This window comes from Deinococcus sp. (assembly GCF_018260555.1).
GTDB lineage: Bacteria > Deinococcota > Deinococci > Deinococcales > Deinococcaceae > Deinococcus.
The window spans coordinates 1-26,915 of record NZ_JAGLBB010000007.1; the positions used below are offsets into that span (position 1 = coordinate 1).

General features: G+C 69.4%; 24 protein-coding genes and 1 tRNA gene. 16 read left to right on the top strand and 9 right to left on the bottom strand.

Annotated elements, in window-relative coordinates; all coding sequences use genetic code 11:
• Positions 1-137: 137 nt before the first annotated feature.
• A complete protein-coding gene (locus QZ271_RS02530; protein ID WP_291428679.1) occupies positions 138-743 on the bottom strand; it encodes an RNA polymerase sigma factor in 606 nt (201 codons plus the stop codon).
• Between the two features lie 147 nt (positions 744-890).
• Here QZ271_RS02530 and QZ271_RS02535 point away from each other — a divergent pair, with 147 nt between their 5' ends.
• Positions 891-1,259 carry an FUN14 domain-containing protein gene (locus QZ271_RS02535; RefSeq protein WP_291428681.1) on the top strand — a complete coding sequence of 123 codons (369 nt, stop codon included), beginning with the start codon at positions 891-893 and terminating at the stop codon, positions 1,257-1,259.
• Positions 1,260-1,455: 196 nt separating this feature from the next.
• On the opposite strand, the gene QZ271_RS02540 is transcribed toward QZ271_RS02535, so the two are convergent.
• Complete coding sequence (locus tag QZ271_RS02540; RefSeq protein ID WP_291428683.1) at positions 1,456-2,457, bottom strand: LacI family DNA-binding transcriptional regulator; 1,002 nt, start codon at positions 2,455-2,457, stop codon at positions 1,456-1,458.
• 182 nt (positions 2,458-2,639) lie between these two features.
• Here QZ271_RS02540 and QZ271_RS02545 point away from each other — a divergent pair, with 182 nt between their 5' ends.
• From QZ271_RS02545 to QZ271_RS02570, 6 genes are all read left to right on the top strand, one after another.
• Positions 2,640-3,248 (top strand): copper chaperone PCu(A)C, encoded by a 609-nt coding sequence (locus tag QZ271_RS02545; protein ID WP_291428684.1) that lies wholly within the window; start codon positions 2,640-2,642, stop codon positions 3,246-3,248.
• Positions 3,249-3,280: 32 nt separating this feature from the next.
• On the top strand, positions 3,281-3,982 hold the full coding sequence (locus QZ271_RS02550; RefSeq protein ID WP_291428685.1) for an SCO family protein: 702 nt from the start codon (positions 3,281-3,283) through the stop codon (positions 3,980-3,982).
• Positions 3,979-4,836 carry a cytochrome c oxidase assembly protein gene (locus QZ271_RS02555; protein WP_291428686.1) on the top strand — a complete coding sequence of 286 codons (858 nt, stop codon included), beginning with the start codon at positions 3,979-3,981 and terminating at the stop codon, positions 4,834-4,836. The genes QZ271_RS02550 and QZ271_RS02555 overlap by 4 nt, the downstream gene beginning before the upstream one ends.
• A 239-nt stretch (positions 4,837-5,075) precedes the next feature.
• The gene (locus QZ271_RS02560) at positions 5,076-6,338 is read left to right on the top strand and encodes an NAD(P)/FAD-dependent oxidoreductase (protein WP_291428688.1); all 1,263 of its coding nucleotides are present in this window, start codon (positions 5,076-5,078) and stop codon (positions 6,336-6,338) included.
• Complete coding sequence (locus tag QZ271_RS02565; RefSeq protein ID WP_291428690.1) at positions 6,335-6,970, top strand: VOC family protein; 636 nt, start codon at positions 6,335-6,337, stop codon at positions 6,968-6,970. The genes QZ271_RS02560 and QZ271_RS02565 overlap by 4 nt, the downstream gene beginning before the upstream one ends.
• Positions 6,967-7,422 (top strand): hypothetical protein, encoded by a 456-nt coding sequence (locus QZ271_RS02570; RefSeq protein WP_291428691.1) that lies wholly within the window; start codon positions 6,967-6,969, stop codon positions 7,420-7,422. The genes QZ271_RS02565 and QZ271_RS02570 overlap by 4 nt, the downstream gene beginning before the upstream one ends.
• On the opposite strand, the gene QZ271_RS02575 is transcribed toward QZ271_RS02570, so the two are convergent.
• The 4 genes from QZ271_RS02575 to plsY all read right to left on the bottom strand — a co-directional run bounded on the left by QZ271_RS02575 (position 7,398) and on the right by plsY (position 11,113).
• Entirely contained in the window at positions 7,398-8,033 is a 636-nt protein-coding gene (locus QZ271_RS02575; RefSeq protein WP_291428693.1) for a rhomboid family intramembrane serine protease, read from the bottom strand. The two genes, QZ271_RS02570 and QZ271_RS02575, sit on opposite strands and share 25 nt — an antisense overlap.
• A 605-nt stretch (positions 8,034-8,638) precedes the next feature.
• The gene (locus QZ271_RS02580; protein WP_291428694.1) at positions 8,639-9,658 is read right to left on the bottom strand and encodes an aspartate-semialdehyde dehydrogenase; all 1,020 of its coding nucleotides are present in this window, start codon (positions 9,656-9,658) and stop codon (positions 8,639-8,641) included.
• A 194-nt stretch (positions 9,659-9,852) separates the two neighbouring features.
• Entirely contained in the window at positions 9,853-10,152 is a 300-nt protein-coding gene (locus tag QZ271_RS02585) for a hypothetical protein (protein WP_291428695.1), read from the bottom strand.
• A 367-nt stretch (positions 10,153-10,519) separates the two neighbouring features.
• A complete protein-coding gene (gene plsY, locus QZ271_RS02590; RefSeq protein ID WP_291428697.1) occupies positions 10,520-11,113 on the bottom strand; it encodes a glycerol-3-phosphate 1-O-acyltransferase PlsY in 594 nt (197 codons plus the stop codon).
• A gap of 110 nt (positions 11,114-11,223) precedes the next feature.
• Here plsY and QZ271_RS02595 point away from each other — a divergent pair.
• Positions 11,224-11,313: transfer RNA gene (locus tag QZ271_RS02595), tRNA-Ser, on the top strand.
• 197 nt (positions 11,314-11,510) lie between these two features.
• On the opposite strand, the gene QZ271_RS02600 is transcribed toward QZ271_RS02595, so the two are convergent.
• Positions 11,511-12,767 carry an MFS transporter gene (locus tag QZ271_RS02600; RefSeq protein WP_291428698.1) on the bottom strand — a complete coding sequence of 419 codons (1,257 nt, stop codon included), beginning with the start codon at positions 12,765-12,767 and terminating at the stop codon, positions 11,511-11,513.
• 16 nt (positions 12,768-12,783) lie between these two features.
• Positions 12,784-13,209, bottom strand: a complete 426-nt coding sequence (locus QZ271_RS02605) for a cobalamin B12-binding domain-containing protein (protein WP_291428699.1) — start codon at positions 13,207-13,209, stop codon at positions 12,784-12,786.
• A gap of 211 nt (positions 13,210-13,420) precedes the next feature.
• Here QZ271_RS02605 and QZ271_RS02610 point away from each other — a divergent pair, with 211 nt between their 5' ends.
• The 5 genes from QZ271_RS02610 to QZ271_RS02630 all read left to right on the top strand — a co-directional run bounded on the left by QZ271_RS02610 (position 13,421) and on the right by QZ271_RS02630 (position 21,133).
• A complete protein-coding gene (locus QZ271_RS02610) occupies positions 13,421-14,734 on the top strand; it encodes an META domain-containing protein (RefSeq protein WP_291428700.1) in 1,314 nt (437 codons plus the stop codon).
• A gap of 178 nt (positions 14,735-14,912) precedes the next feature.
• Positions 14,913-17,519: a DUF3656 domain-containing protein gene (locus QZ271_RS02615; RefSeq protein WP_291428702.1), complete on the top strand. Its 2,607-nt coding sequence runs from the start codon at positions 14,913-14,915 to the stop codon at positions 17,517-17,519.
• Positions 17,520-17,707: 188 nt separating this feature from the next.
• On the top strand, positions 17,708-18,436 hold the full coding sequence (locus tag QZ271_RS02620) for a nucleotidyltransferase domain-containing protein (protein WP_291428704.1): 729 nt from the start codon (positions 17,708-17,710) through the stop codon (positions 18,434-18,436).
• 178 nt (positions 18,437-18,614) lie between these two features.
• The gene (locus QZ271_RS02625) at positions 18,615-19,427 is read left to right on the top strand and encodes an ABC transporter ATP-binding protein (RefSeq protein WP_291428705.1); all 813 of its coding nucleotides are present in this window, start codon (positions 18,615-18,617) and stop codon (positions 19,425-19,427) included.
• On the top strand, positions 19,424-21,133 hold the full coding sequence (locus QZ271_RS02630; protein WP_291428707.1) for a hypothetical protein: 1,710 nt from the start codon (positions 19,424-19,426) through the stop codon (positions 21,131-21,133). The genes QZ271_RS02625 and QZ271_RS02630 overlap by 4 nt, the downstream gene beginning before the upstream one ends.
• Positions 21,134-21,458: 325 nt before the next feature.
• Here the strand turns inward: QZ271_RS02630 and QZ271_RS02635 are convergent, their stop codons facing one another.
• Positions 21,459-22,676 (bottom strand): saccharopine dehydrogenase family protein, encoded by a 1,218-nt coding sequence (locus tag QZ271_RS02635; protein ID WP_291428709.1) that lies wholly within the window; start codon positions 22,674-22,676, stop codon positions 21,459-21,461.
• Between the two features lie 55 nt (positions 22,677-22,731).
• On the opposite strand from QZ271_RS02635, the gene QZ271_RS02640 reads away from it, so the two are divergent.
• From QZ271_RS02640 to aroA, 3 genes are all read left to right on the top strand, one after another.
• On the top strand, positions 22,732-23,238 hold the full coding sequence (locus QZ271_RS02640) for a hypothetical protein (protein ID WP_291428710.1): 507 nt from the start codon (positions 22,732-22,734) through the stop codon (positions 23,236-23,238).
• Between the two features lie 243 nt (positions 23,239-23,481).
• Positions 23,482-25,107 (top strand): catalase, encoded by a 1,626-nt coding sequence (locus tag QZ271_RS02645; RefSeq protein WP_291428711.1) that lies wholly within the window; start codon positions 23,482-23,484, stop codon positions 25,105-25,107.
• A 269-nt stretch (positions 25,108-25,376) separates the two neighbouring features.
• The gene (aroA, locus tag QZ271_RS02650) at positions 25,377-26,702 is read left to right on the top strand and encodes a 3-phosphoshikimate 1-carboxyvinyltransferase (protein WP_291428713.1); all 1,326 of its coding nucleotides are present in this window, start codon (positions 25,377-25,379) and stop codon (positions 26,700-26,702) included.
• Positions 26,703-26,915: the final 213 nt, after the last annotated feature.

Consider the following 26,915-nt stretch of genomic DNA (forward strand, 5'->3'; position numbering starts at 1 on the left):
GGCTACCGGTCGCCGACGGCCTTCGAGGAGCAGGTCCCCATCCCGAACTGAGGCTCCACCAAACCCTTGACAGATCAGTTCCTGCTCGCATCCGCCCGGATTGATTCAGAACGGCAGCGAATCAACCGCAGTCCGGCTCAGTTCACGTCTGAAACGCCGGCCAGCAGTTCGGCCAGTTGCTCCTTGGCGCGGAACACGCGGCTCTTGGCGGTGCCGAGGGCCACGCCCTGAATCTGCGCGATCTCGTCGTAACTGAGGTCCTCCACGAAGCGCAGGACGACCGCCTCGCGGTACTCGGGCGGCAGGCGCAGCAGGGCACGCTGCACGCGGTCCTGCGCGTCGGCACTCTCGGCCGCCTGGACCGGCGAGCGTTTCTCGCTGGTGACTTCGAATCCCACGTCCTCACGCGCCTGCTCCAGTGAGAAGCGTTGCAACTGCTTACGGCGGTGAGATTCGATCTGGGTGTTCCGGGCCACCTGATACAGCCACGGCAGCACCCGCTCGCCGGGACGGAACGTGCGGATGCTGCGCCAGGCGCGGTAGAATACCTCCTGCGTCAGGTCCAGGGCGTCCTCGCTGTTGCCCTCCAGGCGGTACAGGTACCCATACATGCGGCCCTCGTACTCCTGCACGAACTCGAACCACGCGGCCTCCTCGCCGGCCACGAGACGCGCCAGCAGTTCCGGCGAGACCAGATCAGCGGGAACGGGTTCGGGAGAGGCAGGCTCGGTCGGAAGGTCCACGGTGGTCCTACCATAGCGCCCCCCGGCCCACCCCGCCGCTCTCTTGCGCGTGGCGCGGCCCGCACGGCGCTAACTGCGCTACCATGCTCGCACCCGACCACGCCCGCGTACCCAGAGCGCCTGCGGGCCGCGCGTCACCCAGACCTGATGACCACCCCCCTTCCCGACCCCGCGCCCCTGAACCCCGCTGGCAATCCGCTGGGGGACGCCCTGTTCGCCCTGCTGCCGGACCTGAGCGTGGGCGCCCTGCTGGGATTCGCGACCGGCGCGGCGATCCGCTTCGTGGGACGAGTGGCCCTGATCGTGATGGGCGTGCTGTTCATCACGCTGCAACTGCTGGCGTACTTTGGGGTGATCAGCGTGGACTGGCTGCGCGTTCAGGCAATTACTGAACCGTGGCTCCGGCAGGGCACCGAGCAGGGTGGCGCGTGGGTGACCCGCCTCCTGACGGCCAACCTGCCGTTCGCCGGGGCGTTCACTGCTGGCCTGCTGCTGGGCCTGCGTGTACGCGTGTAGACCATGACCGGTTGAAAGGTGGGGGGTCACCGACCGTCAACTGTCAACCGGTCACCGCTTCATACGGATTCCGCTCCATTCCGCCACAGTCGGGAAGACACCGCCTGCGGCTCCATAACGCGAAGGGGCGTATGCTGTTCCTACTCGCGTCCGCTCGGATTGATTCAGACCTCCACCGAATCAATCGGAATCCGCTTCAGGTGCTGGCGCGCACGATCAGGCGCGGCTCGAAGCGGCGGGCGCGGGGCGGGCCGTTAAAACCGCTCAGGCGCGAGAGCAGCAGGTGCGCGGCCTCGTAGCCCATGCTCTCGACCGGCTGGTGCAGGGTGGTCAGTCCGCGCTCGGCGGCCCAGGGTTGATCGTCGAAGCCGATCACGTGAACATCCCGCCCGGCCGTCAGGCCGCGCAGATTCACCTCGTCCAGCAGCGCGCCGGCCAGCATGTCGGCGGACGCGAAGACCGTGCAGGGCAGCCCGGCGGCCTGCGCGTCGTCCAGCAGGGTCACGGCGGTGTTGCGGGCGGCCAGCGAATCGAAACTGGACGTGAACTCGCGGCGCACGGTCCGCCCGGCGCTCTGCGCGACGCCGAGGAAGCCGCTGCGGCGGTCCTCGAACACGCGGGTGGTGAACAGGTGATCCAGTTCCGTCTCGACCCACACGGCGTACAGATGCCCCGGCAGGCCCACGGCGTACTCGCCTGCCAGGCGGCCACCGCTGACGTTATCCATGAACGAGGAATCCACGGTGTCCGAGTACGCGTCCACCAGCACCGTGGGTTGCTGGGTGCGCAGGCGGCGCTCATGGAACATCTGAGTGAGGTTGTACGTGGCCATGACCAGTCCGTCCGCCTGGTAGGCCAGGGTGTGCGATCCTAGGTAGCGTTCCAGCCGCGAGCGGTCCAGCAGCGGGAAGATCGCCACGTCGTAGCGGGCTTCCTGGAACGCGCTTTCCAGGCCGTCGAGGAGGCGCACGTAGAATTCGGTGGTCAGGACCGGCAACAGGACGCTGATGGTGTAGCTTTTGCCGCCGGCAATGCGGCGCGCGTGCGGGTTCGGCGTGTACTCGAGGTCGGCGATGGCCTTGAGCACAGTTTCGCGGGTGGCGCCCTTCACGGCCACGTGATTGTTCAGCACACGCGATACGGTGCCGACGCCGACCCCGGCCTGCCGGGCAACATCCTGAATAGTGGGTTTGCGCATGGTCTGCGCTCTACCATACCCTGTTCTTGGAACGGGTTCCACGCGCGGGTGGGCTGGCGTCCGCTCCCGCGCGCCCGGCGGGGACAATGCGGCCCCCCACGCGGCCTAGACTGCCAGTGAACACCGCCGGACCCACCGGCCCCGACTCACGGCCCCCACCCGAGGGACCTGAAAGGAGCGTCATGACCTCAACCCCCAACCCGCGCCGGAAGCGAAGCGCCCTGATCGCTGTCCTGGGCGCGCTGATCGTACTCGGCACCTACCTGTACCTGAGCCCCGCCCTGCACCTGAGCGCCGCGCCGGACGCCCGGACCGCGACCGCGCAGACCACCCCTGCCGGTCAGCCCATGAGCAGCGACATGGACCACACCACCATGCCCGGCCACACCCCCGGCACAGCGCAAGGCAGCGCAGCCAGCGGCGCGCTCCCGCTGACCGTCCGGGACGCGTACGTGGTCGCAGTACCGCCCGGCATCCGGGAAACCAGCGTATTCGGGGTGCTGAACAACACCGGCACCGAGGACGTGATCCTGAACGGCGCGGGCAGCAGCGCCGCCCAGAGCGGCATGCTGATGGTCACGCACACCGACGCGCAGGGCCTGACCGGCATGAGCATGACCGGCACCCTGACCGTGCCCGCCGGGGGGAGCCTGATCCTCAGCAGTACCGGCGACCACGTGATGCTGACCGGCCTGAGTGCGCCCATCCGGGACGGCACAACGCTGCCTGTCACCCTGACCGACACGCAGGGCCGCCACCTGACCCTGAGCGTGCCCGTCCGCCGGCCCTGACGGCCCCGCCCCCGCCACCTCCGGAGGTCAACGTGACCGCACCCACCCCACCCGAATCAGCCCTCCCCGAATCCACCTTGCCGGATTCCACCTTGCCGGATTCCAGCCCGGCCGCGCGCCCCTGGTACGCCTCGGCGCTGCTGGCGGTGGCGGCCGTGACGCTGCTGCTGCTGGCCGCCTGGGGGTACGCTCGCCTGCGCAGTCCCTACCCGTACTACGGAACCAGTTACCCCGCGGGGACAGCCGCGCGTCCCTTCAGCGGCACCGATCAGCGCGGCCAGCCGTTCACGTTGACACCCGGCACCGGTCCTGTCACGGCCGTGTTCTTCGGGTTCACGCACTGCCCGAACATCTGCCCGCTGAGCCTGACGTACCTGAACAGGGTGCGCGACGCCCTGACTCCCGAACAGCAGGCCCGGTTCCGGATCGTGCTGGTCAGCGTGGATCCCGACCGCGACACGCGGCAGCGCCTGAATGAGTACGTGTCGTTCTTCGGGAAGGGCGCCGTGGGCGTGCGGATCCCCGAACCGGCCCTGGCGGCCGTGGCCCGCGATTACGGCGTGGGCTACCAGAAGGCCGACGTGAAGGGCCCCACCGACTACCAGATCAACCACACGACCGCCACGTACCTGATCGGCGCGGACGGCCAGCTCGTCCTGGTCTGGGATTACACCCAGCTGACCGACGTACGGCGCGTGCAGGCCGACGTGGAACACGTCCTGGAGGCCTCGTGAGCGCCCCGGTCCCCCTGGAGACTACTGTGAACACGGCTGGTAACCTGAACCCCACCCTGGCCGACCTGCTGGCCCCCGCGCCAGACCCCTGGCTGCTGATTCCCACCCTGCTGGCCGCCGGAGTGTACCTGTGGCGGTTCAGCGCCTCACGCGGCACGCACGCGGGTCGGGCGGGCTGGCCGGTCTGGCGGGCTGCGCTGTTCGCGCTGGGCATCCTGCTGCTGTTGATCGCCACCCAGAGCCGCGCCGCGACCCTGACCCAGAGCAGCATGGCGCTGTACATGGGCCGCCTGATGATCCTGGCGGAACTGGTGCCCCCACTGCTGGTGCTGGGCCTGCCACGCAGCCTGCACCTGAACGCCCGCCGGGGCCTGGGCCGCGCCCTGAACGTCCTTCTGGACCCCTGGGTGGCGCTGGCCGTGTGGACCGCCGTGATCGTGTTCTGGAATGTCCCCGCCGGGTTCAACGCCAGCGTGGTCTCTAACACCGCCGGGGCGCTGCTGCCCGCGCTGTACCTGCTGAGCAGCCTGATGGTCTGGAGCGTCATCCTGCGCCCCCTGCCCAGCGTGCAACCTGCCGGGATCGGCTCGCGCGGCTGGTTCGGGCTGATCAGCGCCATGCCCATGATGGCCGTCGCCAGCGTCTGGCTGTACTCCCCGCAGGTGCTGTACACGCCGTACGTGAGTGCCCTGTGCCTGTGGAACTACACGCCGCTGCAAAACCAGCAGCTGAGTGGGTGGATCATGATGCTGGCCGGACTGCCCGCCCTGGCCCTGGCGTTCATTCAGCTGTTCGCGTGGCTGATCAAACTCTCCGAGGGGCAGGGCATGCCGCCCACCCAGCCGCCCGCATAACCTTCCTGCCAGCCTCTAAGTACGTTGAAGCTCACATTGCGCCATGCTGGGAAAGCGCCGGAACCTCTCCATTCCCGCTCCAACGCACTTTCTTCTGCTCCGCGCTCCGCGCGGTTTATCGACAGGATAAACGCAGTGTACCTAGCACAGGCCCCGGCATAGCCCCCAACACAGGCCCCGGTACAGCCCTTCACTCTCGCGGCCTGCAACGCTCAGGCCCCCTGCGCTAGCCTGCGCGCATGCATGACGCAGTGGTGATCGGCAGTGGGCTGGCAGGACTCACGGCGGCGCAGGTCCTGGAGAGCGCCGGGCAGCGGGTGCGGGTGCTGGAGGCCGCGCCGTTCGTGGGGGGCCGCGTGCACTCGCGTGTCGTAGGCGGCTTCACGCTGGACGCCGGGTATCAGGTGCTGTTCCCGGCGTACCCGGCCGTGCGGCGGCAGCTGGACCTGGAGGCGCTGGACCTCGTGCCGGTGCCGTCGGCGGCGGTCGTGCGGCGCGGCGCGCGGACCGACACCCTGGGCAGTCCCCTGAGCGACCCGGCGGCGCTGCCCTCGACCCTGCTGAGCGGCGTGCTGAGTGTGGCCGACAAGGCGCGCGTGGCGGCCCTGGCGCTACAGCTGCGCGCCCCGGCGCCGCACACGCTGCTGCGCGGCGACGACCAGTCCAGCGAGGCGTTCCTGCGGGGTTTTGGTTTCAGTGAGGGCGCGCTGGACCGCTTTTTCCGGCCGTTCTTCGGTGGGATCTTTCTGCGGCGCGAACTGGACACCAGCGCCCGCCTGTTCCGCTACTACTTCCGCATGCTGATGGACGGCGGCGCGGCCCTGCCCCGCGCGGGCATGAGCGAGGTGGCGGCCCAGCTGGCACGCGGGCTGGACGTGGTGACCGGCGTGCGCGCCACGCACCTGAAAGCCCACGGCTCGCACGTGACCGTGACCACCAGCGCCGGGGAACTCGACGCGCGGCACGTGATCGTCGCGACCGACCCGGACAGCGCCGCCGCCCTGACCGGCCAGCCGACCGGGCGCGGCAGTCTGGGAAGCACGTACCTGCACTACGCCGCGCCGTACGGCCTGGACCGCCAGACGCGGCTGCTGCTGAACGCCGAGGCGGGCCTCATCAACAACGCGCACTGGCTGTCGAACGTGATCCCGCCCCGCGCCCCGCAGGGCCAGTCGCTGCTGACCGTGACCGTCCTGGGCCTCCCGGACCTCGACGACGCTGCACTGGACACCCGCGTGCGCGCAGAACTGCACCGCTGGTACGGCCCACCGGCCGCCGCGCTGCGCACGCTGCTGGTCGAACGCATCCGGCACGCGCAGTACCCGCAGCCCGCCGGGTACGCCGCCACCCTGGCCGGTCACGCCACACCCCTGAGCGGCGTGATCCTGGCGGGCGAGGCGACCTCCATGAGCGGCATTCAGGGCGCCATGGAAAGCGGCGAGAAGGCCGCCGCCATCGTCCTGAACGACCCGGCGGGCATGAGCCGCCCCAGGGGCGCATGACCGCCCGCCCCGAACCGACCCAACCGGGTGCGCGACTGGATCATCTGGTCGTCGCCGCCCGCACCCTGGAGGAGGGCCGCGTGTGGCTCGAAGGCCGCCTACGCTGCCCGCTGGAACCGGGCGGCGAGCACGAGCTGTTCGGCACGCACAACGCCCTGCTGTCCCTGGGCCCCGGCACCTACCTGGAAGTGATCGCCGTGAACCCGCAGGCCCCCGCCCCGGCGCGTCCCCGCTGGTTCGGCCTGGATACCCCCGACATGCAGCGGCGGCTGTCGCACGGCCCGGCCCTGATCCACTGGGTGGCGGGCGTGCCGCACCTGCCGGCCGGGCCCGGCGTGCTGGCCCTGTCACGCGGCGCGAACCGCTGGACCCTGACCGTCCCCGCCGACGGCCACCTGCCCGGCGGCGGCCCGCACCCGTCCCTGATCTGCTGGGAAACTCCGCCGCCCCCCACCCGCCTGAGCGACCGGGGCGTGCGCCTGGGCACCCTGCACCTGGGCACGCCTGACCCCGACGCGCTGCGGGCCGCGCTGAACACCCTGAACTTCACGGGCAAGGTCGAGGTTCAAAGGGCCCCGCAGTCCGAACTGCGCGCGGTCCTGACCACCCCCGGCGGCCCGGTCGAACTGTGAGTGCCCACGGCCCACTGCCGCCCCCGGACGCCAGCTATTACACCCGCCCGGACGGTGTGCCACCGCGCCCTAGCGTGGGCGGGGTCATCCTGCGCCCCCTCACACTGGATACCGCCACACTGGAAGGTGCGCCCGGCGACTGGCAGGTCGCGGTAGTCGTGGAACCCGGCTCCTACCCGCAACTGCCCAAGGGTGGCCTGGAGGGCGTGCAGATCATCCGCGAACTGGCGACCCTGGAACGCCTGAACTACGCCCGCACGAAGTGGCAGATCACCCGTTACTACCTGGGCACCACCACACAGCAGGAGGCCCTGCCCCCGCTGGAGCCGGGCTACCGGCTGGACTGGCACCCCCTGCTGGGCGGGCAGGTGCCGGACCTGTTCTGGCCCGAGCAGACGCGGTTACTGCGGCAGGTGGCCCGCCAGCTTCAACGGAACGGCGCGCCGTTCTGACCTTCCGCCCGGCGTGGCCGCCGCCCATGCAGCAGCGCCGCCGCCAGCAGGCCCGCCAGGAACCCGAACAGGTGCGCCTCCCACGACACGTACGGGTTGCCGGGCAGCACGCCCCACAGGATGCCCCCGTACAGCACGAACGCTGCGACCGCCACCCCGATGGCGACCGGCGTTCGCTCCCACCAGCCCACGCCCAGCAGGTACGCCAGGAACCCGAACACCAGTTCGCTGGCGCCCAGGTGCACGCTGCCGCCCCGCCCGAACAGCCACACCAGCGCGCCCCCCACCAGCACGATGATCAGCGTGGCCGCCACGAAGCGCGCCACGCCGCGCACGGCTCCCATGAACGCCAGCACCGCCAGCGGCACCGTGTTCGCCATCAGGTGCCCGAAACCCGCGTGCAGGAACGGTGCGCTCAGGATGTTCCAGAACGACCCCCCGTCACGCGGGAGAATGCCGTAGCGGTCCAGCGACCCGCCGAACAGCAGCTGATCGGCCACCTCCTGCCCCCAGATGCCCGCCACGAGCGCCGCCGTCAGGCCCGCCGCCGCTCGCACCTGACCCGTCCGGGAGGGAGGACGCGCGGGAAGGAAACGGTCGGGTCGGCTCATGTGTTCAGTGTGCCGCATGCGGGCCGGGCGTGGCGTCCGCTGATCAGTGCAGGGGCGTTCCCCTGCGCGCATGACTGATACGGATTCCGATTGATTCACTGCAGTTCTGAATCAATCCGAGCGGACGCGAGTAGGAACGGCATACGCCCCTTCGCGGTATGGAGCCTCAGGCGGTGTCTTCCCGACTGTGGCGCAGTGGAGCGGCAGTCCGTATGACCCGCCAGGCGCCCGCGCCGCAGGTTCTGGTGGCGGAGGGCTGGCCCGTGTCCTCCCCCGACACGCCTGGCCGAGGGGGCGCAGAGGTGAACCGTAGCAAGCGCGCACGGAAAGCGGGACTGGAGTGGGGGAGACCTCCGGACTCGCTGCCCAGGGCCACAGGAAAAGCCGGAGCGTCATGCTCCGGCATTCTGGTGTTCAGGCGGGCAGGCGCAGGGCAGTGCCCCGGTCTGTGATACGGATTCCGATTGATTTGGTGTAGTTCCGAATCAATCCGAGCGGATGCGAGTAGGAACAGCAGACGGGTTTCGCGATATGGAGCCGCAGGCGGCGCTTTTCCGGCTGTGGTGGAATGGAGCGGCAGTCCGTCTGCCCCCCCCGCAATCTGCTTACGCCCGCTGCTTGGCTTTCAGGGCGCCTTTTTGCTGGAGGTACTCGGCGATCTGCACGGCGTTCAGGGCCGCGCCTTTCAGGAGTTGATCGCCCGCGAGGAACAGGTCGATGCCGCCGTCGAACACCAGGGACTCGCGGATGCGGCCCACCTCGACGTCGTACTTGCCGCTGGCAGTCAGGGGCATGGGGTACAGCTTGCCTTGCGGGTCGTCACGCACCTCGACCCCGGCGGCCCCGGCCAGGAGTTCACGCACGGCCCCGGGCGTGGCGGGGCGTTCGAGTTCCAGGGTGATGGCCTCGCTGTGCGTGCGCAGGGTGGGGATGCGCACGGCGGTGCAGCTGATCTTCAGGCTGTCGTCCCCGATGATCTTGCGGGTCTCCCAGACCACTTTCATCTCTTCCTTGGTGTACCCGTTGCCCTGGAAGGCATCGATGTGCGGAATCACGTTGAAGGGGATCGGGTGCGCGAACACACTGGCCTGCGCAGAAACACCGTTCAGTTCGGCGCGGGTCTGCTCCAGCAGTTCCTCCATGCCCTTGGCCCCGGCGCCGCTGGTGGCCTGATACGTGCTGACGATCATGCGTTTCACGCCGTACGCGCGGTGAATGGGGGCCACGGCGACCACAGCGACGGCCGTCGTGCAGTTCGGGTTGGCAATGATGCCCTTGTGGCTCAGTGCCGCGTCCCCGTTGACCTCGGGTACCACCAGCGGTACGTCGTCGTCGTAGCGGAAGGCGCTGGAGTTGTCGATCACGACCGCGCCGCCCTCCACCCACCTGGGCGCCAGGGCCTTGCTGACGCTGCCGCCCGCCGACGCCAGGATCACGTCCGCGTCGATCGCCCCTTCGGGCGTGGCCTGCACGGTCAGCGCCCGGCCCTTGAAGGTCAGCTGCGTACCCGCGCTGCGCGGACTGGCAAACAGGAGCAGTTCACTGAATTGCAGACTGCTCCTTTCCAGCACCTTGAGAAGTTCGTGCCCCACCGCTCCGGTCGCCCCGACAATCGCTACGCGCATGCTCGTCTCCTTCCCACAAAAAAACCGCCCCGCGTGTCTCGCGGAGCGGCTGCCATCAAGACACCGCCCTCATGGGGTCATGGTAGTCGTGACGGCGTTCATAACCCCCAGCGTAGGCGCTGCCCCTCCGGGGGTCAAGGCCGCCTGCCTAACGTGAAGGCCCCGCGCAGAACCAGGGGCCAGCTCAGACTGGTCTACCGGCGGCGGCGCAGGAAGCTCAGCCACCCGGCGCGTTCGGGTTGCCGGGCCGGGGCGAAGTCCTCCAGTTTCATCTCGGCTTCCGGGTGCGGCGCGGCCTCCCAGCCGTACTCGCTGGCGATCAGGCCCCCGAACCGCCCGGCGGCGTACAGCGCGTGCCGACGCTCCTGATCGGCGGTCATGGCGCGCGGATCGGCCAGCGCCTGCAGCATCGCCTGGAGGCTCTCGTCGTCGCAGTGCCACGCGCCCTGCGTGAACACCGCTTCCTTACCGTAAACGCGAATCCTGGCCGACATGCACACCCCGCTGAAAATGCCCTGTCCCGACACACCCGTTCAATGCACGGCCCCGCTGACCGCTCTGCCGGCCCCGGGGCCGCCTGTGAATTGTCTTGACTGGCTCCCAGCATAGCGCAGCCGTACCCGCACCCGGGAATGAACCGGCGGCGGGCGATACGGACTGCCGCTCCACTGCGCCACAGTCGGAAAAGCACCGCCTGCGGCTCCATACCGCGAAGGGGCGTCTGCTGTTCCTACTCGCGTCCGCTCGGATTGATTCAGAACTGCACCGAATCAATCGGAATCTGTATGAGATAGGCCCGGGTCAAACGCTTGGCCCACCCCTGCATGTCAGCCGGGCTTTAAAGCCGGGTCCGGATCGGGTCTACACCTTCTCGCCGAAGCGGCGTTCGTTCCCGGCGTGCAATTTGCGGATGTTCTCGCGGTGCTGCCACACGATCAGGGCGACCAGGGCCGTCACGGTCAGCGACAGCCACAGCGGCGCGCCCAGCAGGAAAGCCGTGAACGCGCCCGTCAGCGCGCCCAGAATGCTGCCCGCCGACACGAACCGCGTGAGCCACACGGTCGTGATTCCCATCAGGAAGAAACCCAGGCCCGCCACGGGCAGCAGCGCGCAGATCGTCCCGAACGTGGTCGCCACGCCCTTGCCGCCCCTGAAATTCAGGAACGGACTGAAGTTATGCCCGATCACGGCCGCCACGCCGCACACCGCCTGCACCGGAGCGTCCAGGCTCAGGGTCCGCGCCAGCCAGACTGCCAGTGCGCCCTTCAGGATGTCGAAGATCGCCACGACCATCGCCGGCCCCTTTCCCAGCGTGCGCAGGACGTTCGTTGAACCGCTGTTGCCACTTCCGACCTTCAGGATGTCCACGCCACGCGTGCGGGCCACCCAGGCCGCCGCCGGAATCGCTCCGACCAGGTAAGAGATCAGCACCGCCAGCACGGCAAGAAAGGTCACAGTTGCATTCTAGGGCATCCGCGCGCCGCGTATCCGTCCGGACGGGACAGCGCGCCAATCGGCACCCAGATTTGATTTTCCTGCCCTGAACCGCTAATCTGCTGTGCGCTGGAACGGTGCCCGAGTGGTTGAAGGGGCACGCCTGGAAAGCGTGTGTACGGGCAACCGTACCGAGAGTTCGAATCTCTCCCGTTCCGCCAGCCAGAATCAGAGCGTCGCAGTCGGCCCCAGGCCTGCTCGGCGCTCTTTTTATGGCACCCGTCTTGCGTGCCCTGCGCTGCTGCCCCCCCCCGCCGGGGGCGCTGCGTTGCCCGTGAAGTGGCCCGGGTTGGACGGAGCATGGAGCCATGCCACGGATTCCGGGGGAGCGCAGTCCGTGTGACCCGTCGGTGGACCGTCAGGTGATGCGGACCCGCCACGCGCTGATGAGCGGCAGGAGCGCCAGGACGGCGCAGGCTCCGGCCAGCGTGGGAAAGCCGGCGCGGGCGATGATCACGCCGCCCAGCGCGGTTCCCACGCCCGCCGCGACGTACCCTAGGCCGTCCGTGACGCCCTGCGCGGCCGGGAAGCGGGTCAGGGACTTGCTGCCCGCCACGAACGCGAGGTTCCAGCCGAGGCCCAGCAGGAACATGCTGACGGCCAGCCACGCCGCGCCGCTCAGGGGGGCACTCAGGGCAGCGGCGGCCAGCAGCAGCGCGCCGCTGACGTACCCGAAGCGCAGGCCCAGGCGGTCGATCAGTGGGCCGGTCAGCCAGCCGAAGCCGAACATGCCCAGGATGTGCCCGCTGATCAGCGCGGCGACCGCGCCGTGATCCATGCCCATGTGATGCGCCCGCAGCGGCGTGAGGCTCATCAGGGTGACCATCAGGCCCTGCGCGGACGCCAGGGCCAGCGCGGTGCTGCGCACGCCGGGAATCCCGAAGGCCCCCCGGACCGTCAGTTTCGCGGGTGCGGCTGTGGTCGGGGCGGGCGTGGTTGGGGCGGGCAGTGTGGGGGGCACAGCGGCAGGAACAGCGCCAGGAGTAGCACCATGAGTAGCGGCGGGAGTCACCACGGGGCGCCACAGGCGAATCAGCAGGGCCGCCGCGCCCAGCAGCGCCCCGCCGACCAGCCACCCGGCCACTTCCGGGGTGCTGCCCAGCGCCACGCCGAGGGCCTCGATGGGGCGGGACGCGCCGGTCATCAGGAACGACCCGAGCACGCTCATGAGCATCAGCGCGCCCAGGGCCGCGCCGCGCCGGTCGTCGGGCACGCTCTCGGCGGCGGCGTAGCGGGCCTGCTGGTACCCGCCCTGCGCCGCGCCCATCAGGCACGCGCCGATCAGGAACACCGGCACCAGCGCAAAGCGGGCGCCCACGAAGCCCACGCCAGCCCCGAATGCACCGAGCGTGAACGCGGCGCTCAGGCCGGTGCGGCGGCCCCGGCGCAGCATCAGCGCCCCGAACGCCCCGGCGGACAGCGCCGCCGACGTGCTGATCAGCGTGCTGGGCAGGCCCACCAGCGTGTCAAAGTGTAGGCTGCTCATGATCAGGCTGGCCAGCACGGTGCTGACGGTGGTCGCGCCGGTCGCCAGCGCCTGCGCGGAGTACAGCGGGGCCAACTGGGCCACGTTCAGAGTCGGGCGGGGCCGCGCGCCGCCGCTCACGCCGGGCATGACGGCCTCGCGCCGCTCACGCCTCGCCCTGCGCCTGCCAGCGGGCCTGCACTGCGCCGCGCAGGTACGTGGCGGCGTCCTCGGTACTGGCGCCGGGGGTGAACACGCGCCCCACCCCCAGTTCCGCCAGGGTGGGCAGGTCCTGATCCGGGATGATGCCGCCCCCGAACACGATGATGTCCTGCGCGTCCTGCTCGCGCAGCAGGGTCATGACATCCCGGAAGTAATGCATGTGCGCGCCGGACAGGACACTCAGGCCGATGGCGTCCACGTCCTCCTGCACGGCGGCGTTCACGATCATCTCGGCGGTCTGGCGCAGGCCGGTGTAGATGACTTCCATGCCCGCGTCACGCAGCGCGCGTGCCACGACCTTCGCGCCGCGGTCGTGGCCGTCCATGCCGGGTTTGGCGATCAGTACTCGAATTCGGCGGTCCTGTGTCATGTCGTTCCTCCTGCCCGTTCCGGCTGACCGGGCGGCGCACACCTGAGTCCTGACGGGAACCAGCGGTTTCGCGCTGCTCCTCCGGACCCAAACGGGCGTTTGGCTGTCATTCTACGCACCCGTAGGGCCGACCGTGCCGCACTGCTGCCATGAGCGGCTGCCATGACCGGCCGTCACGCGCTCGTCAGGGACGTGGTGTACAACCCTTCTCATGAGTGCCCTGCTGACCCTGACCCTGGCCGCGCTGACCTCCCTGCCCAGTTCCACCCTGCCCAAGCCCACCCTGGCCGGGCCCACCCCGGCCGGGCCCACCCTGGTCGGCACCACCTGGACCCTCCAGACAGCGCAGCCTGCCGGGGGCGCGCCCATCACGCCCGGCGCGCGCCTGACCCGTCCCACCCTGACCCTGACCGGCAGCGGCGCGAACCTGACCCTGAGCGGCACCACGGGCTGCAGCCCCCTGAACGGCGCAGCCCGCCTGGGCACGGTCCCGCCACTGAAGACGGCCCCGTCACTGAAGACCGCCCCGTCACTGAAGACAGCCACGCTGCTGCTGCGCGGCGTGCAGGGCGGCAGCAGCCAGAACTGCCCGGACGCCGCCCTGAGCCTGCGTGAAGATTACCTGACGCTGCTGCGCGCCACCACCCGCTACGACCTGAGCGGCGACACCCTGACGCTGATCGCCGGGCAGGGCCGCCTGACCTTCCGCGCGCTGGGCGCCAGCCCGGTCCCCCTGAACACTGGAACGAGCATGAACACCAGCCTGAACGGCGCCTGGACCGCCCAGACCCTGAGCGTCACGGGCCATGACGTGCCGACCAGCGGCCTGTTGAGCGTCCTCTTCGACGGCCCGAAGGTCACGCTGAGCGGATCGGTCGGCTGTAACGCCCTGCGCGCAAGCGGCGCGCTGCTGGGCAGCCCGGCCCGCGTGACCTTCGGGCCGGTCAGTTCGACCCGCATGGCCTGCCCGCCCGCCGAGGCAAGGGCAGAAATGACCCTGCTCAGCCTGCTGCGCGCGCCCCTGACCCTCACGCAGGCGGGCCGCACCCTGACCCTGAGCGGCGCGGCCGGTACCCTGATCCTGACGCGCGGCCTCCGGCCCGCCACTCCGCCCGTCACGCCTGCCGACAGCGCGCCTGCCGACAGCACGCCCACTGTCAGCGCGCCCGCCACCGCTCCCGACCCGGCCGCCACGTACACCCTGACCCGCGTGAACGGCGCGCCGGCCCCGGCCACCATCCGGCCCGTCAGCCTGACCTTCCAGGATGGCCGGGTGGGCGGCGTGGACGGCTGCAACACCGTCGGCGCGCCCTACGCCCTGCGCGGCGCCGTGCTGCGCCTCACCGGCCCGGCCCTCAGCACCCGCATGGCCTGCCCGGAAGGCAGTGTGAACCTGATCGGCCTGCTAGACCGCGCACCCACCCTGACCGTGCAGGGCGCCGCCGGGAGGGGGCAGACCCTGACCCTGACGGCACCCGCCACGGCAGGCACTCCCGCCGAACACTGGGAATTCCAGTCCCGCTGAAGGCAAGCCTCACGGGACCGTGGGGGCGCCTACGACCTGCGGTCCATTCCGTTCATACCCCGCCCATGTGCCGGGCTGCTGCCCCCAGGCCCGGAACCCGCCCTGCTCCCACCCGCGGCCGCGCGGGTCGGTGTCAGCTTACCGTTGCCTGCGCGGCCGTTCGGTACACTGGCGCGTTATGTCGCGTGTTCCCGTGAAACCCGAAGTGATGAGTCCCGTGGGCGGTGAGGCCCAGTTGCGCGCCGCCATAGAGGCCGGCGCGGACGCCGTGTTCTTCGGTGTGAATCCCGCCCGTGATCAGGTGGGCCGCGCTGGCCGGGCCGATGGGGCGGGTTTTCACGCGCGCGCCAAGGTGGGCTTCGGGCTGGAGGCCCTGCCGGAGATCATGTCCGGCTTGCACGCGCGGGGCGTGCAGGGCTTCGTGACGTTCAACGTGCTGGTGTTCGACCGGGAACTGCGGCAGGCCGAGGCGCAACTGATCGCGCTGGCCGAGGCGGGCGTGGACGCACTGATCGTGCAGGATCACGGCGTGGCGCGGCTGGCGAGGCAGATCTGCCCGGACCTGCCCATTCACGGCAGCACGCAGATGAGCATCACGTCCGCCGAGGGTGCGGAACTCGCGCGCCGCTTCGGGGCGAGCCGCGTGGTGCTGGGCCGCGAACTGAGCCTGCCCGACATCGAACGCATCGCGAACCAGACGGACATTGAACTGGAGACCTTCGTGCACGGCGCGCTGTGCGTCAGTTATTCCGGGCAGTGCTTTTCCTCAGAGGCGTGGGGGGGCCGTAGCGCGAACCGTGGGCAGTGCGCGCAGGCCTGCCGCCTGCCGTACGACCTGTTCGTGGACGGCCTGCACCGCGACCTGGGCGACGCCCGCTACCTGCTGTCGCCCGGTGACCTGTACGCGCTGCGTCAGGTGCCGGACCTCGTGCGGATCGGCGTGAACTGCCTGAAAATCGAGGGCCGTTACAAGGACGCCGAGTTCGTTGCCCTGACCACCGCCGCGTACCGGAGGGCCGTGGACGAGGCCTGGGCGGGACGGCCGCTGAGCGTCACCCGCCAGGAGGAGCAGGACCTGGAACAGGTGTATTCGCGCGGGCTGGCGCCGCACTTCATGGCGGGCACGAACCATCAGACGGTCGTGCGGGGCCGCGCCCCCAGGCACCGGGGCGTGCGGGTGGGCACGGTGCGCGGCGTGACGGACCGTGGCGTGCTGGTCGAACTGAGTGAGCCCCTGAAACCCGGTGACGGACTGGTGTTCGACCCGGCCAACTGGCGCGCGCCCGAGGGCCGCGAGGAAGGCGGGTTCCTGTACGGCCTGTGGCAGGACGGCGAGCAGCTGGACGACGCGGCGCTGGCCCGCGTCCGGCCAGGCGGCGTGTATGAGCTGCGTTTCGGGCGCGGCGCTGTCGATGGCCGCCGCGTGCGCGAGGGCGACCCGGTCTGGCGCACCCAGGACCCCAGCCTGGCCGCGCGTGTCAAACCGCTGGTCGAGGCGGCCGACCCGGTGTACACGCGTCCGGTCACGGCGCACTTCGTGGGGCACGTGGGCTTCCCGCCCACCCTGACCCTGACCGACGAGCACGGCCGCAGCGCCACCGCGACCCTGCCCGGGGCGCTGGGCGAGGCCCGTAACCGCGCGCTGGACGAGCCTGGCCTGCGGGAGCAACTGGGCAAACTGGGCGGCACGCCGTTTCACCTTCAGGAGCTGACCACCGACCTGAGCGGCGCAGGGTTCCTGCCGGTCAGCGCCCTGAACGCCCTGCGGCGCGACGCGGCCGCGCAACTGACCGGGCTGCGCGCCCAGACGCCCGAACGCCGCGCGGCGCCCCGCCTGGACAGCGCCCTGGCCGCGCTGCCCCACGTGGACCACGGGCCCGACCGCCCCCCGAGGCTGCACGTGCTGGTCCGCACGCCCGAACAGCTGGACGCCGCGCTGGACGCCCGGCCAGACTCGGTCACGCTGGACTACCTGGAACTGTACGGCCTGAAACCCAGCGTGGAACGCGTGCGGGCCGCCGGACTGCCCGTGCGGGTCGCCAGCCCCCGCATCCTGAAACCGACCGAGCAGAACCTCCAGCGGTTCCTGCAATCCCTGAACGCGGGCATCCTGGTCCGCAGCGGCGGTCTGCTCGAGGGTCTTCAGGATCAGCGCGTCGGGGGGCCGGAGTCGGGCGGGCCTGAACTGACCGGCGATTTCAGCCTGAACGCCGCGAACGTCCTGACCACCCGCGCGCTGCTGGACCTGGGCCTGAGCCGCCTGACGCCCACCCACGACCTGAACGCGCAGCAGATCACGGAACTCGCCGGACTGGTCGGCGGCTACCACCTGGAAGTCATCGCCTACGGGCACCTGCCGGTCTTTCACACCGAGCACTGCGTGTTCTGCCGCTTCCTGAGCAGCGGCACCGATTACACCAACTGCGGGCACCCCTGCGAGACGCACCGGATCGCCCTGCGCGACGAGCGGGGCCACACGCACCCGGTCATGGCGGACGTCGGCTGCCGCAACACGGTGTTCGAGGGGCGCCCGCAGGTGGCCGCCGCGCACCTGGGAGAGTGGCTGCGCGCCGGTATCCGCGACCTGCGCCTGGAATTCGTGCACGAAACGCCGCAGCAGATCACGGGCGTCATCGGAGCGCACCGCGACTTCCTGGCGGGCCGACTGTCGGCGGCCGGGCTTCAGGACACCCTGGACGCCCTGTCTGCCGGGTCCGGCGTGACCGAGGGCAGTCTGTTCGTCCCGCACGACTTCGGCATGCTGGACGCCCTGCCGGTCCTGTAATCCGGACTCGGGTTGAAGGAGTTGCAAAAACCCTTCAATCACGAGCGGAGCGGGCAGGAGGGAAACCCGTTGCGGATGCGAGTGGGAATAACAGACGGATTTCGCGGTATGGAGCGGCAGTCCGTATGAGCCGCCCAGGCTGACCGGCGCTTCCCACGGGTGGGGGCGGGCCGGGTATCTTCCGGGAGATGCCGCGCACCCCGCCCACTGTCACTGATCCCCAGGCCCGACTGGAGGCCGCCCTGCCCGCCGCACTGAAGCGGATTCGTGAGACGCCCGGCGTGCTGGGGGCGCTGTGGTGCGGCAGCGCCGCGCGCGGTGAGGCGAACGCGCACAGCGACCTGGATTTGCATGTGCTGGTGGAAGGCGACCGGCGCTGGCGGGCGAATTACGTGGTGGACGGCGTGCCGGTCGAGGTGTTTCACAACCCGGTGCGTAAGGTCCGGGCGATGTTCGCCGCCGCTCAGGGGGACACCATCGCCATGTTCGCCGAGGGCCGGACCGTGCTGCCGCACCCGGAACTGGGTGCCCTGACCGCCGAGGCCCGCGCCCTGTACGCCGCCGGTCCCGCCCCGCGTCCCCTGACAGGACAGGAGCGCTTCCGGCTGATCGACGAGGTCATGGACGCCCGCGCCCTGGCCGACGCGGGAGACCCGCTGCACGTCCTGGTGGCCTGCCGCGCGGCGGAACAGGCCCTGGAAGGCCTGTTCGGTGTGCGCGGCTGGTGGCGGGTCAAGCCCCAGCGCTGGCTGCCCACCCTGGAGGCCCGCGACCCGGCCGCCGCCCACGACCTGCGCGCGCTGCTGACCACCCCGGACGCCGGGGCGCGGCAATCGGCACTCGAAGCCCTGGCCGTCCGCGTGACCGGTGACCTGACGTATGAGGAGGGCGGCAGCGACCCGGTGCCAGTGGTGTAATACGGACTGCGCTCCACTGCGCCACAGTCGGGAAGACACCGCCTGCGGCTCCATACCGCCCAATCTGTCTGTTGTTCCTGCTCGCTTCAACCGGACTGAACGATCTTTGCAGCCCATTCAACCCGGAGCCCGTAGGGGCTAAGGTTTCCGTCAGAGCCGTCCCGGTACCCTGACGGGCATGATCGAGGTCAGTGGATACACCAAACGCTACGGGCGGCACGAGGCTGTCAGTGACCTGAGTTTCACCGTGCAGCCCGGCGCCGTGTTCGGCCTGCTGGGCAGTAACGGGGCGGGGAAGACCACCACCATCCGCGCGCTGGTCGGCCTGACCCGCCCGACGGGCGGCACCGTGCGCGTGGCGGGTTTCGATGTCTGGAAGGACCCCCTGAAGGCCAAGGCGGCGTTCGGGTACATCCCGGACCGCCCGTACCTGTACGGCAAACTGACCGCGCGGGAACTGCTGCGCTTCGTGACCCAGCTGTATCAGATGTCCAATTCAGATACCGAGATCGACCGCTGGCTGGAGTTCTTCCGCCTGCGCGACTTCGGGAATGAACTGATCGAGACGTACTCGCACGGCATGCGGCAGAAGGTCGCCATCATCGCCGCGCTGCTGCCCGACCCACCCGTGCTGATCGTGGACGAACCCATGGTGGGCCTCGACCCGCACGCCGCGCGGCAGGTCCGTGACCTCCTGCGCGCGCATGCCGACCGGGGCCGCACGGTGCTGCTCACCACGCACTCGCTGCCGCTGGCCGAGGCGGTCTGCGACCGGCTGGTCGTGCTGGACCGCGGGAGGGTGCTGGGCCAGGGCACCATGGATGACCTGCGCGCCCGCACGGGCACCGAGGCCGGAGGCGTGCACGGCGACAGTCTGGAACGCATCTTCTTCCGCCTGATCGAGGAGGAGCAGGCCGCAGCGCAGGCCGGGGGGCAGGCCGGGGGGCAGGACCACGCCGGGGGCCAGACCGGAGTGTCGGAGCGCGCGTGAGCACCGCTCCCACGCAGGCGTCCGCTCCCGCTCCGGCGTCCGCGCGACCGGCCCGGCCCAGCCTGCTGCGCGTGAAACTGCTGTCCCTGCGGCACACCCTGCAACGCGGCCCGAAATGGGGGTACGCGCTGGTCGGTACGCTCGCCCTGCTGCTGGTCGTGGGCGAGGTGAGCGGCACCTGGCGGGCCCTGACTTTCCTGGGCGGCTTCGGGGACATCGGCACGAACGTGTTCGCGCGCGTCCTGGAAATCGGTCTGATCACCCTTGCCAGCGGCGTGACCTTCAGCGCCACCACCGCCGCCATCAGTACGCTGTACCTGAGTGACGACCTGAACTTCCTGCTCACGCAGCCCGTTCCCACCTGGCGGGTGTTTGCCCTGAAGTTCAGCGAGACCTTCCTGAACGCCGCGCTCGTCCCGGTCTTCCTGACGCTGCCGCTGCTGCTGACGGTCGCCGCGTACTTTCACGCGCCCGCCTGGGCGTACCCGGTCATGCTGCTCGCCGACCTGCTGGTGTTCGCCGCGCCCGTCGGCCTGGGCGCGCTGCTGGCCGTCGCCCTGATGCGCTTCGCGCCGGTCGGCCGGGTCCGCGAGGTCAGTACCGCGCTGGGCGTCCTGATCAGCGCCGGACTGGTGTACGCCATCCGCGCCCTGCGCCCCGAAGTGCTCGTCCAGAAACTTCAGGACCCCGGCCAGGTCGAGGTCCTGCTGCGTGACTTCGCCGGGCCGTCCAGCCCGCTGCTGCCGCCCTCCTGGGCCGCGCAGGGCATCTGGCAGGCCGCGCACGGACACCTCGCCGCGCCCCTGCTGCCCCTGCTGATCCTGACGGGCGCGCTCCTGCTGTCCGCCACGCTGCTCGCCACGAAGGCCTACCAGGAAGGCTGGGCGCGCGCCCTGGATGCCAGCACCCCCCGCCTGGACCCCACCCCCCGCCGCGCCGGACGCACCGAACGCCTGCTGGCCCGCCTCGGCCCCGGCGGCGCACTGGCCGCCAAGGACCTGCGCGTCACGCTGCGCGACCCCACCCAGTGGAGCCAGCTGCTCGTCGTCGTCGCGCTGGCCGGCGTGTATCTCGTCAGCGTCAAGGCCGTGCCCATTCCGGTGCCGCAGTTCCGGGGCATCCTCGGGTACATCCAGCTGGCCTTCCAGGGGTTCATCATCGCCGGCATCGCCGTGCGCCTCGCCTTCCCCGCCGTGTCCACCGAGGCGAAGGCGTACTGGCTGCTGCGAACCGCGCCCATCGACCCGCGCCAGATCGTCCTCAGCAAGTTCCTGGGCGTGCTGCCCGTCACGCTCACGGTCGGCCTCGTCATGGGCGTCGCCAGCGCCCTGAGCATGAGCCTCGGCCCCACCCTGCTGCTGCTCAGCGTACTCGTCAGCGTCAGCAACGCCTTCGTCATCACCGCGCTCGGCGTCGGCCTGGGCGCCGCCGCCCCCAAATTCGATGCGGACAACCCCGCCGAGATCGGCGTCAGCCCCGGCGGCCTGGCCTTCATGGGCCTCAGCCTCGCCTACTCCGTGCTGTGCCTGCTGCTGCTCGCCCGTCCCGCCGCCGGCAGCGTCCTGCGCCCCGACCTGTACCCCGGCTACAGCGCCCTGACCACCCCCGAAGGCATCCTGGGCTTGACCGGACTGCTCGTCGCCACCGTCCTCGGCACCTACCTCAGCCTGCGCACCGGCTGGCACAGGCTCGACCGGCTGGAGTGAGCGTCAGGGCGGGTTCCGGGCGTGAAGTGGATAACCCGCTGGCGTTCTGATACGGATGGCGCTCCACTGCGCCACAGTCGGAAGGGCGCCGCCTGCGGCTTCATACCGCCCAGTCCGTCTGCTGTTCCCACTCGCATCCGCTCGGATTGATTCAGAACTGCACTGAATCACTCGGAATCCGTATGGGTTTTCAGCGAAACAGACGGAATCCGTATCAGGTCGCCGCGCACGCCGCCACCGACTGACGCGGCCCTCCCGTCAGGCCAGTGGGAACAGGAAGTGCGCCGTCCGGTGATGGCGCGGCGCACGGTCCTGACGCTTGTGTTCAGTCCTTGACGAGTTCGATGTCGGTCAGTTCGCTGATGGGCAGGCCCCACTTGTTCATGGCGTCGAAGAAGGGATCGGGGTCGAGCTGTTCGACGTTCCACACGCCTTCTTTCATCCACTCGCCCTGAAGCATCAGCATGGCGCCGATCATGGCGGGTACGCCGGTGGTGTAGCTGACGCCCTGCGCCTGCACTTCGCGGTAGCAGTCGGCGTGATCCTTGACGTTGTACACGAAGTGCACCTTGGGCTGGCCGTCCTTGCCGATGCCCTTGGCCTGCACGCCGATGCAGGTCTGCCCGCTGTACCCGGCTGCCAGGGATTCGGGGACGGGCAGCACGGCTTTCAGGAACTCGATCGGGGCGACTTTCATGCCGCGGAAGTCGATGGGTTCGATGGAGGTCATGCCGATGCCTTCAAGGACGTTCAGGTGCTTGATGTACGCGTCGCCGAAGGTCATCCAGAAGCGGGCGCGTTTGATGGTCGGGAAGTGCTTGACGAGGGATTCGAGTTCCTCGTGGTACAGCACGTAGCTCTTGCGGGTGGCGACCTTGGGGTAGTAGATGTCCTGGCTGATTTCCAGGGGCTGCGTTTCGATCCACTCGCCGTTCTCGTAGTAGCGGCCGTTGGCGGTGATCTCGCGGATGTTGATTTCCGGGTTGAAGTTGGTGGCGAAGGCCTTGCCGTGGTTGCCGTTGTTGCAGTCCACGATGTCCAGGTAGTGGATTTCCTGGAAGTGGTGCTTGGCGTGCCAGGCGGTGAACGCCTGCGTGGCGCCGGGATCAAAGCCGCAGCCGAGCAGCGCCATCAGGCCCTTTTCCCTGAAGCGGTCCTGGTACGCCCACTGCCAGGAGTACTCGAACTTGGCGACGTCCTTGGGTTCGTAGTTGGCGGTGTCCAGGTAGTGCACGCCGGTTTCCAGGCAGGCGTCCATGATGGTCAGGTCCTGGTAGGGCAGGGCGACGTTGATGACCATCTTCGGTCCGAAGTCTCTGATCAGCTTCACGAGATCGGGGACGTTGTCGGCATCGACCGTGGCGGTGGTGAACACGGCCCGGCTGTCAGGCATGTGCTCCTTGATTTCGGCGACGATCTTGTCGGCCTTGGCGACGGTGCGCGTGGCGATCAGCACTTCCGTGAAGACGCTGTCGTTCTGGGCGCATTTCTTGGCGACGACGTTGGCGACGCCGCCCGCTCCGATAATGATGACCTTGCTCATGGCGGGCATCTTAGCGTGCCGGGTGTGGCCCGCTGGTCAGGGTAGGGTGTGGGGTGTGAGCAAGCGTCCCGGTCAGATCAGACAGAAAGCCCAGTCCCATCAGCAGGCCCACTCCAGCCAGCAGGCCCACTCCAGCCAGCAGGCCCACTCCAGCCAGCAGGCCCAGTCCACCGGGAAGGCCCGGCCCGGCGGGAGCGGTCCGTCCGGAGCGGCGAGCGGCGTGCGGGAGGTGACGCCAGAGATGCGGGCGCGGACGCTCAGAACGTTCGTGTGGGTGATGGTGGGGTTCGCGGCGGGGATCGCGCTGATGGTCGCGGTGCTGTCGGCGCAGGGGCGGGCGCTGCGGGGGTATGCGGGGCGGGTGCAGGCGGCGGTGCTGGCAACCGGGCCGTCCGCGAACGTGTCGTACGGGCAGCCGTGCGTGGACGCCCTGCCGGGGGCGCTCCCGCCCGGGGTGCTGGACTGTGACGTGCAGGTCAGCAGCGGGCAGGTGTCGGTCCTGATGCAGCTGGAGCGTGACCGGGAGTACCGGCTGGCACCGAAAGCGGCCGCCGGGCCGTGAACCAGACACCGTGAACCGGACACCGTGATTCTGGCGCCGTGAGGGTCGGCTCTCTGGCCGGATTGGTCGGCCGAATGCTGGGTTGCGATCCGGATGAAGCTGGGCTTGACTCTTGACTTAGTGTTCCCTCACGCTGTTGAGAAGCCTTCCTATTAAGGTAGGGGGGTTCCGCGTCCATTCACCCATTTCCAGTCCACTCAGCAGCCCCCCCACTACAGGCACCCTTTCACACAGGAGAGCATCATGCCCGACAAGAACATGCCCGGCCCGAAAGACACCGTATACGCACCCAACGAGTCCGCCGACATGAAGACCACCGCCCCCCAGGCCCCCCAGGGACGCCTGACCAACCACTCCGGCAACGCCGCCCCCAGCAACACCAACAGCCTGACTGCCGGAGAGCGCGGCCCCGTGCTGCTGCAGGACTGGCACCTGCTCGAACGCATGGCGCACTTTAACCGCGAGCGCGTCCCCGAGCGCGTCGTGCATGCCAAGGGCAGTGGGGCTTTTGGCACCTTCCGCGTCACGCGCGCCATCCCGGAACTGACGGCCGCAGGGCTCTTCCAGAAGGAAGGCACGGAGTGCCGCATGCTGGCCCGCTTCAGCACCGTTGCCGGTGAACGCGGCTTCCCCGACACCGTCCGCGACCCGCGCGGGTTCGCGCTGAAGTTCTACACCGAGGACGGCAACTGGGACATGGTGGCCAACAACACGCCCATCTTCTTCGTGCGTGACCCCATCAAATTCCAGGATTTCATTCACAGCCAGAAGCGCCACCCGGTCACGGGCCGCCGCAGCAACGCCATGCAGTTCGACTTCTGGGGCCTGCGCCCCGAGAGCCTGCACCAGGTCATGTACATGTTCGGCGACCGTGGCCTGCCGCGTTCCTACCGCTTCATGAACGGGTACTCCAGCCACACGTACAGCCTCTGGAACGAGCAGGGCGAACGCTTCTACGTCAAGTGGCACTTCCACACCCAGCAGGGCGTGCAGAACCTCACCGAGGACCTCGCCGCGAAGATCGCCTCCGAGAACGGCGACTACCATTTCCAGGACCTGTTTGACGCCATCGAGAAGGGTGACTTTCCCAAGTGGACCGTCAGCATTCAGGTCATGCCCGAAAAGGACGCCGAGACGTACCACATCAACCCCTTTGACCTCACCAAGGTCTGGCCGCACGCCGACTACCCGCTCATGCAGGTCGGAGAGTTCGAACTGAACGAGAACCCCCAGAACTACTTCGCGCAGATCGAGCAGGCCGCCTTCGAGCCCAGCAACATGCCGCGCGGCTTCGGGGCCAGCCCCGACAAGATGCTCCAGGCTAGATTGATGAGCTACGCCGACGCCCACCGCTACCGCATCGGCATCAACTACGCCGCGCTGCCCGTGAACAAGGCCGCGTGCCCCGTCATGACCTACCACCGCGACGGCCAGACGCGTTTCGACGGGAACTTCGGCGGCACGCCCGTGTACGAACCCAACTCGTACGGTGGCCCCGACGTGCCCCAGGACACCCTGCAAGAACCCCCCATGCCGCTGGGCAGCATGGCCGACCGCTTCGGCTGGCCCGAGGACGACGCCGACCTGTACGGCCAGCCCCGCGAGCTGTACCGCGTGATGAACGAGGCCGAACGCGGCCGCCTCGCCATGAACTTCGCCGGAGCCCTGGCGGGTGTGCCGGACTTCATCGTGGACCGCTTCGTGGGGCACCTGGAGAAAGTCTCGACTGAACTGTCCAGCGGTGTCCGCGACGGTATCGCCAAGAAACGCGCCCTGGGCAAACCCGAACTGACCGACCTGCTGACCGAAACGCACACCCACGCGGCGGGCGGCGACCAGAAACCCCAGATGGCCGTCAGCACCGACTGATACGGACCTTCGGTTGAGTGGTGTGCAGAACCACTCAACCGGAGCGGAATCCGTATCACCCGCAGGCCCGATCAGATAACCACATCAGACGACCATATCGGACGACCATAGGATGTGAAGCACACAGGTGGACCCTGGGCGAAAACCCGGAGGCCCGCCTGTGTGCTTCTGGCGTCCTCTTTTTCCGATCCTGGCGAGCCGCTTCCCGCTGGCCACCCTTCCTGTACAGCGGCCCCCTTCGTTGCTGATAGGCAGGCTAGGCTGGCCCCATGAGTGCTGATGGCCTGCCGGAAACGTTTGATGTGATCGTGCATCCTGCTGCGGCGTTGCGGGGGGAGGTGCGGGCGCAGCCGAGTAAGAATTACACGACGCGGTACCTGCTCGCAGCGGCGCTGGCGGTGGGGGAGTCGCGGGTGGTGGGCGTGGCGACCAGTGAGGATGCCGGGGCGATGCTGCGGTGCCTGGAAGCCTGGGGCGCGGGCGTGGAGTTGGAGGGCGGGGACGCCGTGATCCGGGGTTTCGGGAGCCGTCCGCGTGCGGGGGTGACGCTGAACCCGGGGAACGCGGGGGCGGTCGCGCGGTTCCTGATGGGCGTGGCAGCCCTGACGACCGGGACGGAGTTCGTGACGGACCACGCGGATTCGCTGGGCAAGCGGCCGCAGGGGGATCTGCTGGAGGCCCTGTCACGGCTCGGCGCGCGCGTGCAGAGCCGGGATGGGACGTTCCCGGTGTCCGTCTCGGGGCCGGTGCGGGGCGGCGTGGTGGAGGTCAGTGCGGGGCGCAGCAGTCAGTACGCCAGCGCGCTGATGTTCCTGGGGCCGCTCCTGCCGGACGGACTGGAGCTACGCCTGACGGGGGAGATCAAGAGTCACGCGCCGCTGCGGCAGACGCTGGAGACCCTGGCAGCGTTCGGGGTGCAGGCGTCGGCGAGTGAGGACCTGAGCCGCATCTCGCTTCCGGGTGGGCAGGCGTTCCGGGCGGGGCGGGTGCTGGTGCCGGGGGATTACCCGGGCAGCGCGGCGATCCTGGCGGCAGCCGTCACGCGGCCCGGACAGGTGCGCCTGTCGAACCTGCGTGAGCACGACCTTCAGGGCGAGCGGGAGGCCGTGTCCGTACTGCGCGAGATGGGCGCGGACATCGAGCGGGACGGGGACGTGCTGACCGTGCGGGGCGGGCAGCCCCTGCACGGCGTAGTGCGCGACGGGGACGGCTTTACGGACGCCGTGCAGGCCCTGACGGGCGCGGCGGCCCTGGCGGGCGGCACGACCACCTGGGAGAACGTGTACACCCTGCGCCTGAAAGAATGCGACCGCATCAGCGACACGCGCCGCGAACTGGAACGCCTGGGCCTGACGGTAGAAGAAACGCAGGACAGCCTGACCGTCACGGGCACGCCCCGCCTTGCCGGGGGCGTCACCGCCGACGGGCACGGCGATCACCGCATGATCATGCTGCTGACCATCCTGGGGCTCAGCGCGGACGCGCCAATCCGCATCACGGGCGCGCACCACATCCGCAAGAGTTACCCTCTGTTCTTTCGACACCTGGAAGAGCTGGGCGCGCGCTTCGAGTACCCGGAAGCCACGCGCCCCTGACGGGCCAGAGAACCAGCGGGAACGGGCAGGCTTTCAGGACTATGGCGACCTCTTTCATGTGTGATACGCATTCCCCTCCATACCGCGAAGGGGAGTCTGTAGGTCCTGCTCGGATTGATTCGGGACTCTACTGAATCAACCGGAATTCGTGTCATACGGACTTCGATTCAAAGGTTGGCAAGACTGTTTGACCCGGGCTGAGTCGGTGAGGTA

Excerpts from the sequence above, each read along its gene's own strand:
- QZ271_RS02545 (WP_291428684.1), top strand. The coding sequence starts at position 2,640 with ATGACCTCAACCCCCAACCCGCGCCGGAAGCGAAGCGCCCTGATCGCT.
- QZ271_RS02575 (WP_291428693.1), bottom strand. The coding sequence starts at position 8,033 with ATGAGCCGACCCGACCGTTTCCTTCCCGCGCGTCCTCCCTCCCGGACG.
- QZ271_RS02535 (WP_291428681.1), top strand. The coding sequence starts at position 891 with ATGACCACCCCCCTTCCCGACCCCGCGCCCCTGAACCCCGCTGGCAAT.
- QZ271_RS02540 (WP_291428683.1), bottom strand. The coding sequence starts at position 2,457 with ATGCGCAAACCCACTATTCAGGATGTTGCCCGGCAGGCCGGGGTCGGC.
- QZ271_RS02560 (WP_291428688.1), top strand. The coding sequence starts at position 5,076 with ATGCATGACGCAGTGGTGATCGGCAGTGGGCTGGCAGGACTCACGGCG.
- QZ271_RS02585 (WP_291428695.1), bottom strand. The coding sequence starts at position 10,152 with ATGTCGGCCAGGATTCGCGTTTACGGTAAGGAAGCGGTGTTCACGCAG.
- QZ271_RS02580 (WP_291428694.1), bottom strand. The coding sequence starts at position 9,658 with ATGCGCGTAGCGATTGTCGGGGCGACCGGAGCGGTGGGGCACGAACTT.
- QZ271_RS02605 (WP_291428699.1), bottom strand. The coding sequence starts at position 13,209 with ATGACACAGGACCGCCGAATTCGAGTACTGATCGCCAAACCCGGCATG.
- QZ271_RS02610 (WP_291428700.1), top strand. The coding sequence starts at position 13,421 with ATGAGTGCCCTGCTGACCCTGACCCTGGCCGCGCTGACCTCCCTGCCC.
- QZ271_RS02635 (WP_291428709.1), bottom strand. The coding sequence starts at position 22,676 with ATGAGCAAGGTCATCATTATCGGAGCGGGCGGCGTCGCCAACGTCGTC.
- aroA (WP_291428713.1), top strand. The coding sequence starts at position 25,377 with ATGAGTGCTGATGGCCTGCCGGAAACGTTTGATGTGATCGTGCATCCT.
- QZ271_RS02565 (WP_291428690.1), top strand. The coding sequence starts at position 6,335 with ATGACCGCCCGCCCCGAACCGACCCAACCGGGTGCGCGACTGGATCAT.
- QZ271_RS02615 (WP_291428702.1), top strand. The coding sequence starts at position 14,913 with ATGTCGCGTGTTCCCGTGAAACCCGAAGTGATGAGTCCCGTGGGCGGT.
- QZ271_RS02625 (WP_291428705.1), top strand. The coding sequence starts at position 18,615 with ATGATCGAGGTCAGTGGATACACCAAACGCTACGGGCGGCACGAGGCT.
- QZ271_RS02620 (WP_291428704.1), top strand. The coding sequence starts at position 17,708 with ATGCCGCGCACCCCGCCCACTGTCACTGATCCCCAGGCCCGACTGGAG.
- QZ271_RS02645 (WP_291428711.1), top strand. The coding sequence starts at position 23,482 with ATGCCCGACAAGAACATGCCCGGCCCGAAAGACACCGTATACGCACCC.
- QZ271_RS02600 (WP_291428698.1), bottom strand. The coding sequence starts at position 12,767 with ATGCCCGGCGTGAGCGGCGGCGCGCGGCCCCGCCCGACTCTGAACGTG.